Origin of the sequence: Aeromonas sp. YN13HZO-058, from assembly GCF_001921245.1 — a bacterium.
Classification (GTDB): domain Bacteria; phylum Pseudomonadota; class Gammaproteobacteria; order Enterobacterales; family Aeromonadaceae; genus Aeromonas; species Aeromonas allosaccharophila.
On the sequence record NZ_MQSY01000048.1, the window covers coordinates 1 to 8275 of the forward strand.

Consider the following 8275-nt stretch of genomic DNA (forward strand, 5'->3'; position numbering starts at 1 on the left):
AATCCGAAACCAATCAACAGGTTTCGGATTTTTACACATCAGCAGGATCGGTCAATGGATCCTTAACTGATCGGCATTAGGGGCCTGGCCCCCTCTCTGTTTCTGTCGCCTCCTCGCGCGTCTTACCCCCCACTATCTTTGCTATTGGCACTCTAATTGCATTTCTCCTGTCAGAGTCATCTTTTTGACGGAGAATTCCATGGATCACCTGCTTTATATCGCCATGTCCGGGGCCAAAGAGACCATGAACAGCCTGGCTGTTCGGGGCAATAACCTCGCTAATGCCAATACCACCGGTTTCAAGTCCGATTTCGAGCAGGCCAGAAGCATGCAGGCGTTCGGTGAAGGCTTGCCAAGCCGGGTGTTTGCCATGGCTGAGCGTCCGGGTCAGAACCTGCAGCATGGCATGCTGATGACCACCGGACGGGATCTGGACGTGGCGGTGGATGGTCCGGGCTGGATTGCCGTGCAGGATCCCAAGGGCGGTGAAGCCTATACCCGTATGGGGAATTTGCAGGTCAATGCGACCGGCAACTTGCAAACCTCGACCGGCCTGAATGTGGTGGATGATGGTGGTCAGCCTATCGTGCTGCCGATGCCGATGGAGAAACTCGAGATCAATCGGGATGGCACTATCAGCGGTCGACCGGAAGGGGCTGCCGCCAACTTGCCGGAAGATTTCCAGCGGATCAAGCTGGTCAACCCGGCCGCCGATGCGGTGGAGAAGGGGCAAGATGGTCTGTTTCGCCGCAAGGATGGCCAGAATGAAGCCGCCTCGGCCAATGTCGGCCTGATTGCCGGCTCCCTTGAGGGGAGCAACGTCAATGTGGTGGATGAGATGACCAACCTGATCCGGCTGCAACGTCAGTTCGAAACCCAGGTCAAAATAATGAAGACGGCCGAAGAAAATGATGAAGCTCAAACCCAACTGCTGCGAATCAGCTAATCAAGGAGTTACCTATGAATCCCGCACTCTGGATCAGCAAGACCGGGTTGGATGCACAGCAGACCAATATTTCGGTCACCTCGAACAACCTGGCGAACGCCAGCACCGTGGGCTTCAAAAAGTCACGGGCCATCTTTGAAGATCTGCTTTATCAAAACATCAACCAGCCTGGTGGCCGCTCCTCTGCCGATACCGAGCTCCCCTCCGGCTTGATGCTGGGTGCGGGGGCCAAGGTGGTCGCGACCCAGAAAAACCACAGCCAGGGCAACGTGCAAACCACCGACAACTCGCTGGATTTGATGATCAGTGGCCGTGGTTACTTTGAAATTCAGCTGCCCGATGGCAGTGCGGCCTATACCCGTAACGGTCAGTTCACCCTCAACGATGAAGGGACCATAGTGACGCCAGGTAATGGCTACCCGCTGCAACCGGAAATCCAGATCCCGGAAAACGCCCAGAGCGTCACGGTAGGTGAAGATGGTCAGGTCTCGGTGCAGCTCAAGGGCGATGGCGCGTCTCAGGTGGTCGGTCAGATCAACATCTCCGACTTCGTCAACGCCAGCGGCTTGCAGCCGATGGGGGAGAACATGTTCGTCGAGACCCAGTCCAGCGGTGCTGCCGCGCAGGGAACTGCCGGTGCCGATGGACTGGGGGTGATCAAGCAGGGGATGCTGGAGACCTCCAACGTTAACGTAACCGAAGAGTTGGTGAACCTCATTCAGGCTCAACGGGTCTACGAGATGAACTCCAAGGTGCTCTCAGCTGTGGACGGCATGATGTCCTTCCTGATCCAGCGTACCTAATTAGGAGGCGCATGATGAAAGCCGTATGGATGCTGGGATTGCTGGTGCTGGGAGGGTGTAGCAGCACTCCCAATACACCCAAGCCTGATGATCCCGAGTTTTCCCCCGTTTATGGGGAGTCGGAGCCGGTCTCGGTGCGGCCGACAGGGGCTATTTTCCAACCGGATCAGGTCAATGGCATCTATTCGGATATCAAGGCGCACAAGGTGGGTGACATCATCACCATCGAGTTGGCGGAATCGACCTCGGCCTCGAAAAAAGCCAATACCCAGAGTGGCAAGGATAACAAGTTCAATCTGGACCCGGTCAAGTTGGGTGGCGTGCCCGTGACCGCCAGCCCCTATGATCTCTCGGCCTCCATTGCTCAAGACAGCGCGTTCAAGGGCCAGGCCAAGGCGGATCAGAGCAACAGCCTGCAGGGTAATATTTCGGTCAGCGTGGCCAAGGTGCTGCCCAACGGCAATCTGGTGGTGCGCGGCGAGAAGTGGATCATGCTCAACAATGGCAATGAATATATCCGGATCACCGGCCTTATTCGTCCGGAGGATGTGACGTCTGACAACAGCGTTTCGTCCCAGAAGGTGGCCAATGCCCGCATTTACTACGGTGGTACCGGCGATCTGGCCAATAGCCAGGAGCAAGGGTGGCTGACCAGCTTTTTCAATGGCCCCTGGTGGCCGCTCTAGGAGATGTTATGAAGTCACTCCGTCTTGTCACTCTGCTTTGCTGTTTGCTTCCTCTGGGCGTGGCCAATGCTGCCCGGATCAAGGACATCAGCTCGGTTGAAGGGGTGCGCAACAACCAGCTGATTGGTTACGGCCTGGTGGTGGGGCTGCCCGGTACTGGCGAGAAGAACAACGCCTTCACCGAGCAGACTTTCCGCACCATGCTCAACAACTTTGGCATCAAGGTGCCGGATAACATCAAGCCCAAGATCAAGGATGTGGCGCCGGTGGCAATCCATGCCGACTTGCCACCCTTCTCCAAACCGGGCCAGACCATCGATGTCACTGTTTCCGCCATCGGCGAAGCCAAGAGCCTGCGCGGCGGTACCCTGCTGCAAAGCTTCCTGAAAGGGTTGGATGGTCGGGTTTATGCGGTCGCGCAGGGCAGTCTGGTGGTCGGTGGTCTGGGGGCCGAGGGGGCTGATGGCTCCAAGGTGGTGGTCAATACCCCGACCGTCGGGCGGATTGCCAACGGTGCCACCGTGGAGCGGGAGGTGCCCAACTCCTTCAGTCAGGGGGACACCATCACCTTCAACCTTAACCGCCCCGACTTCACCACTGCGCGCCGGCTGGCCGATGTGGTCAACGATCTGGTGGGGCCCAATACCGCTCAGGCGCTCGATGCCACCTCGGTCAAGGTCTACGCCCCGCGGGATCCGGGTCAGCGCGTCTCCTATCTCGCTACCATCGAGAATCTGGAGGTGGATCCGGCCAATGAGGCGGCCAAAATTATCGTCAACTCCCGTACCGGCACCATAGTGATCGGCAGTCAGGTCAAGCTCAAACCGGCGGCCATCAGCCACGGCGGCCTGACGGTGACCATAGCCGAGAATAAGCAAGTGTCCCAGCCCAACCCGTTGTCGGGGGGCGAGACGGTGGTGACCAACAACTCGACCATCAATGTCCAGCAGGAGCCGGGGCGGATGTTCAAGTTTGATACCGGTGCGACCCTGGACGACTTGGTTCGCGCGGTCAATCAGGTCGGGGTCGCCCCCGGTGATTTGATGGCCATCCTCGAGGCGCTGCAGCAGGCAGGCGCCATCGAGGGGCAACTGGTCATATTGTAACAAGCGGCAAGTGGTTGCCACGGGTGGCAATGAGGTAAGCAAAATGGCGGAGTTTGACACCAACAGCGGCATGAATCTCGGGATGGTACAGGACATCAAGAACCTGGACCGTCTGCGCCAGATGAGCCAAAGCAAAGAAGGGCAGGCCGAAGCGCTCAAGAGTGCATCGCGCCAGTTCGAGTCAATCTTTACCCAGATGCTGTTTCAGAGCATGCGTCAGGCCAACGGGGTGTTGACTCAGGACAACCCGATGAACAGCAGCTATACCCAGTTCTATGAAGGGATGCTGGATGAGCAGCGGGTTGCCGACATGTCGAGCAAGGGGGGGCTGGGACTGGCTGACATGGTGGTCAAGCAGCTCTCTCCCGAGACCTTTACCCATCAGGATGGGCGGGTGCTCAAGATGCCGCAGCGTACCGAACGGACCTACAAACCCTATCAGCCTCCCACGGCGGCTGCCGACGATTTGATCGCTGTTTCAAAAGTTGGCAAAGATTTTGCTGAGAAAGAGATGGCGGAGGTGGCCAAGGAGAGCCACGGGCTCACGATGCCCCATCGACCACACCGCAGCATACCGCCCATGGGGCGGATTGCCAGCGAAGAGGGCAGTGCCAGCGAGAGTGGGGGCAAGGAGTTTGATACGCCGGAAGAGTTCGTCAATCGCCTGATGCCGCTGGCCAAGAAAGCGGCCGACAAGCTGGGGTTAAGCCCGGCGGTACTGGTCGCCCAGGCGGCACTGGAGAGCGGTTGGGGCAAGCGGGTGATCAAGGATGGCGAGGGGCAGGTGACCCATAACCTGTTTGGCATCAAGGCCGATCCGCGCTGGGAAGGGCCCAAGGCGGTGGTCAGCACGCTCGAGTATGAGCAAGGCGTCGCCTCCCGTCAGAAAGCGGCATTTCGCTCCTATGAGTCGTTTGAAGAGAGCTTCAACGACTATGTGGACTTCCTCACCTCCGGCTCTCGCTACAAGGGGGCCCTGGCGAAGGTGGATAGCCCGGACCGCTATTTCGAGGCGCTGCAACAGGCGGGTTATGCCACCGACCCGCACTACGCCAGAAAACTGAAACAGGTATTGCGCAGTGATGCCATTGCCCAATACAACGAGATGGAGCTGTAACATATGGCAAGCGACCTGCTTGGGATTGGTTCATCGGGCGTGCTGGCGCAGCAACGCCTGCTGCAGACCACCAGTAACAACATAGTGAACGTCAATAGCCAGGGCTATGTACGTGAACGTACGCTGGTGTTTACCAATTCCATCGGTCTTGGTACCGGTGACATCAAGACCCAGCGGGTGATCAACGACTATATGCAGGGGGAGGTGCGCCGTGATACCTCCGCCTATCACGCTTCTATGACCCACTACGAACAACTGGCGGGTGTTGACAGCTTGCTGGGGGATACCAGCAACAGTGTGGGGGCGGCCATTACCTCCTATTTCAAATCATTCCACTCTGCCAATGAATCGCCCGCCGAGATCGGTGGCCGCAAGGTGGCGATGACGGAGTTGAGCGGCATGGTCAACCGCTTCCATACCCTCTCGGCGCAGCTCGACAAGCAGAGCGATACCCTCAATACCCGTATCGAAGATGAAACCAAGCAGGTCAACAGCCTGCTCACCAGCATCAATGATCTCAACCAGGCCATCCTCCGCACCCAGGGTTCACCCGAAGAGAACCTGATGCTGTTTGATCAGCGGGATGAGGCGATCCGCCAGCTGTCGGAGAAGATGGATATTCGCACCGTAGCCCAACCCAACGGCAGTATGCTGGTCAATATGAGCACTGGCCATTCGCTGATCCTTGATGGAGGCGTCGCCCAGTTCAAGCTGATTGCTGGGGATCCTGACTCCCGGGATCAGGAGTTGCAGCTGACGTTGGGGGATAATCAGGCAACCATCGATAATGAAACATTTGGTGGGGCCATGGGCGGGCTGTTCAAGGCGCGAACAGACCTTGAGCCAACCAAGCGTGAGCTGGGGCAGTTGGCTGTCGCGATGGCAGATGCCTTGAACCAGCAAAATCGCCTCGGGATGGATCTGGATAACGAGATTGGCGGCGATATCTTTACCCTGCCTACCAGCAAGGGATTGCCTTACGGTGGCAATACGGGTACCGCAGGGGCTACGGTCAGTTTTTTACCTAGCAAGGGTACGAACGTCACGCCTTTTGACTATGAAGTAAGATTTAGTGCAACAGGATATGAAGTTTTTTCCTTGGACAAAGATGGAAATGGCAATTCTGTTATGACTGGTTCTTTACCTGCCTCTTCCATTTCTATTGAGGCCCATGGCATAAACATCGACTTGACTGGTACTCCTGCTGCCGGTGACAAATTGTTGTTGCAACCTACCAAGAGTGCTGCGGCGGGCCTTGGCCAGCTGATCACCCGGCCGGAAGATCTTGCTCTGGCTTCTCCGCTTAAAGCCGAGAAGACGACCAATAACATCGGCAGTGCTGATATCAAGCTGGGGGGGGTGTTCAATACAGGGGCGGGATCTGGCTTTGGCACCAATACGCTTGATCCCGCGGCACCTCAGGTGGTCAAAATAAACAACAGCGGCGACTACGAGGTCTATGACCAAGTAGGTACGTTGATGGGAGTAGCACCAGCAGCCAGCAAGGGCCAAAATTTGATGGCCGCCTTGCAACTCCCTCCACCTGCCATTGGGTCTGTCTACTCTAATCCCCAAAAGATCCCTGGTTACGAATTCAGCATTACCGGCACTGTGCAAGCCAAGGACAGCTTCAAGCTCAGTTACAACAGCAATGGCTTTGCCGATAACAGCAATGGTCTGGCCTTGGCCGAACTGCAAAACAAGGATCTGGTGCGCAAGAGCACCAATGGTGGTACCACCAATGACAAGATGACCTTTAATCAGGCTTATGCCGGATTGGTGATGGAGGTGGGCAACAATACCAGTCAGGCAAAAACCTTGCTCAAGGCCAATGAATCGAAGCTGATCCAGAGCACCGGCATCTTTGAAAGCGTGTCAGGGGTCAATCTGGAGGAGGAGGCAGCCAATCTGATCCGCTTCCAACAATCCTATGCCGCTTCGGCGCAAATCGTCAGTACCGCCAAAACCATTTTCGATACACTGCTCTCGTCCGTGAGGTAACGTCATGCGCATCACCACCAACATGATCTACGACCGGAATATCTATTCCCTCAACAGTGCCAATGAGCGGTTGAATACCGCCTATCAACAGCTGCAAACCGGTAATAAATTTCAAACTGCCGGCGAAGATCCCGCAGGGATGAGCCAGAAGATGGCGCTGACCAAGGAGATCGACCTGTTCAAGCAGTATGGGGTCAATGGTAGCCTGCTGGAAAACAGTCTGGGGCATGAGGAGACGGTATTAACGTCAATTAATAATGCGATGCTCAGTGCCCAGACCCTGATCCAGAAGTCAAATAACGGCTCTATCAGTATGGATGATCGCAAGGCTATTGCCAGCGAGCTGGAAGGGTTGCAGCAGCAGATGTTCGACCTGATGAATAGCAAGAACTCCTCGGGTGAATTTATCTTTGGTGGCAATCAAAGCAAGACCCAACCTTATCTAAAAGATAGTAACGGGAAATATACTTATCAGGGCGATCCTGGCCAGCGAAATATTCAGGTGTCACCCACAGTACAAATTGCTGCCAATGATTCCGGGCAGGATCTGTTTGAAATTGTGGCGACCAGAAGAACGGCTAGTGCGTTGACTACTGACATCAAGGTGGATGTATCTGATCAGGATCATTTCGATAATTTTTATAGATCAAATTACAATCCATCCTTGGCAAGTAATTCATATACAGTGTCGACAACTGCCGGAACACCCGACACCTATGAGATTAAGGATGCTGCTGGTAATTCTGTCGCAAATGGTAATTATATTTCAGGGAATGGTATTCCGTTTAATGGGCTGGAGTTAACTCTTAATGTACCTGTCGGAGGCGCTCCACAGCAATTTGAGCTAAAAAAACCAGAAAATGATAACATTCTCAACGGGATGTCAGATTTTATTACCGCTTTACGTGACCCCAGTATCACAGCTGATAACTTTGCGCTGGAAGTGGCTGATGCCACCGTCCATATGAAAAATGCCCGCCTGAATATCGATCATGGATTGGGTGAGCTGGGTGGCCGGATGAACAGTCTCGAGGCGGTCATGGGCTCCAATGAAGGGCTCAGCACTCTCAACTCAGAGGCGAGAGCCAAGGTGTCTGAAGCGGATCTCTATGAGGTTATTTCGGCACTGTCAAAAGAGGATGCGGCATTGAGTGCCTCGCAACTCTCTTTCAGCAAGATAAGTCGTCTGACGCTATTTGACTATATCCGCTAATGAAGGGGCCCTTTGGGGCCTTTTTTGTTATCGCTGCTCTGCAAACCGGTTTCGCGTTATTTCCTGCCAATTGTAACAAGCTGTTGCCATCCCCCATTTAATGGTTGCTGCGGGGTTGACCTCCCTGCGGTATTGGATAATCATGCCGCCCGCACAACAGAGGGTTGTGCGTATTATTTGCAGCATCTCGTTAGGCGAGGCTCCTGTATAAACACAGGCCACTGATCTCACGACGTCCAGAGACGCCCAAGATCAGGACAGTTTTCATCGGATTAAGGTGTAAACCCAAGTGGCTTCCGGCATGCCGGATACGTTATACAGTGCTAAGGAAGGTGCGAACAAGTGGATCGCACCTTCACCACGAACTCTTTGTCCGCATTTGAAATGCCCATCACTCCAAAAA

General features: G+C 55.1%; 7 protein-coding genes and 1 riboswitch. All 7 genes read left to right on the forward strand.

Features of this window, described 5'->3' with window-relative positions; translation table 11 throughout:
* Positions 1-199: 199 nt before the first annotated feature.
* From flgF to flgL, 7 genes are read left to right on the forward strand one after another with little or no spacing between them, the layout of a single operon-like run.
* Positions 200-946, forward strand: coding sequence for a flagellar basal-body rod protein FlgF (gene flgF, locus BSP75_RS11970; RefSeq protein WP_042012589.1), 747 nt, complete (start codon positions 200-202; stop codon positions 944-946).
* 14 nt (positions 947-960) lie between these two features.
* A complete protein-coding gene (gene flgG, locus BSP75_RS11975; RefSeq protein WP_005334158.1) occupies positions 961-1749 on the forward strand; it encodes a flagellar basal-body rod protein FlgG in 789 nt (262 codons plus the stop codon).
* A 14-nt stretch (positions 1750-1763) separates the two neighbouring features.
* Complete coding sequence (flgH, locus tag BSP75_RS11980; RefSeq protein ID WP_042057417.1) at positions 1764-2435, forward strand: flagellar basal body L-ring protein FlgH; 672 nt, start codon at positions 1764-1766, stop codon at positions 2433-2435.
* A gap of 8 nt (positions 2436-2443) precedes the next feature.
* Positions 2444-3541, forward strand: a complete 1098-nt coding sequence (locus BSP75_RS11985) for a flagellar basal body P-ring protein FlgI (protein WP_042657136.1) — start codon at positions 2444-2446, stop codon at positions 3539-3541.
* Between the two features lie 43 nt (positions 3542-3584).
* Positions 3585-4658 carry a flagellar assembly peptidoglycan hydrolase FlgJ gene (flgJ, locus tag BSP75_RS11990; RefSeq protein ID WP_075113330.1) on the forward strand — a complete coding sequence of 358 codons (1074 nt, stop codon included), beginning with the start codon at positions 3585-3587 and terminating at the stop codon, positions 4656-4658.
* A gap of 3 nt (positions 4659-4661) precedes the next feature.
* Positions 4662-6659: a flagellar basal body rod C-terminal domain-containing protein gene (locus BSP75_RS11995; protein WP_075113331.1), complete on the forward strand. Its 1998-nt coding sequence runs from the start codon at positions 4662-4664 to the stop codon at positions 6657-6659.
* A 4-nt stretch (positions 6660-6663) separates the two neighbouring features.
* Positions 6664-7872, forward strand: coding sequence for a flagellar hook-associated protein FlgL (gene flgL / locus BSP75_RS12000; RefSeq protein ID WP_075113332.1), 1209 nt, complete (start codon positions 6664-6666; stop codon positions 7870-7872).
* A gap of 179 nt (positions 7873-8051) precedes the next feature.
* Positions 8052-8222: riboswitch (M-box (ykoK) riboswitch) on the forward strand.
* The last annotated feature ends 53 nt before the right edge of the window (positions 8223-8275 follow it).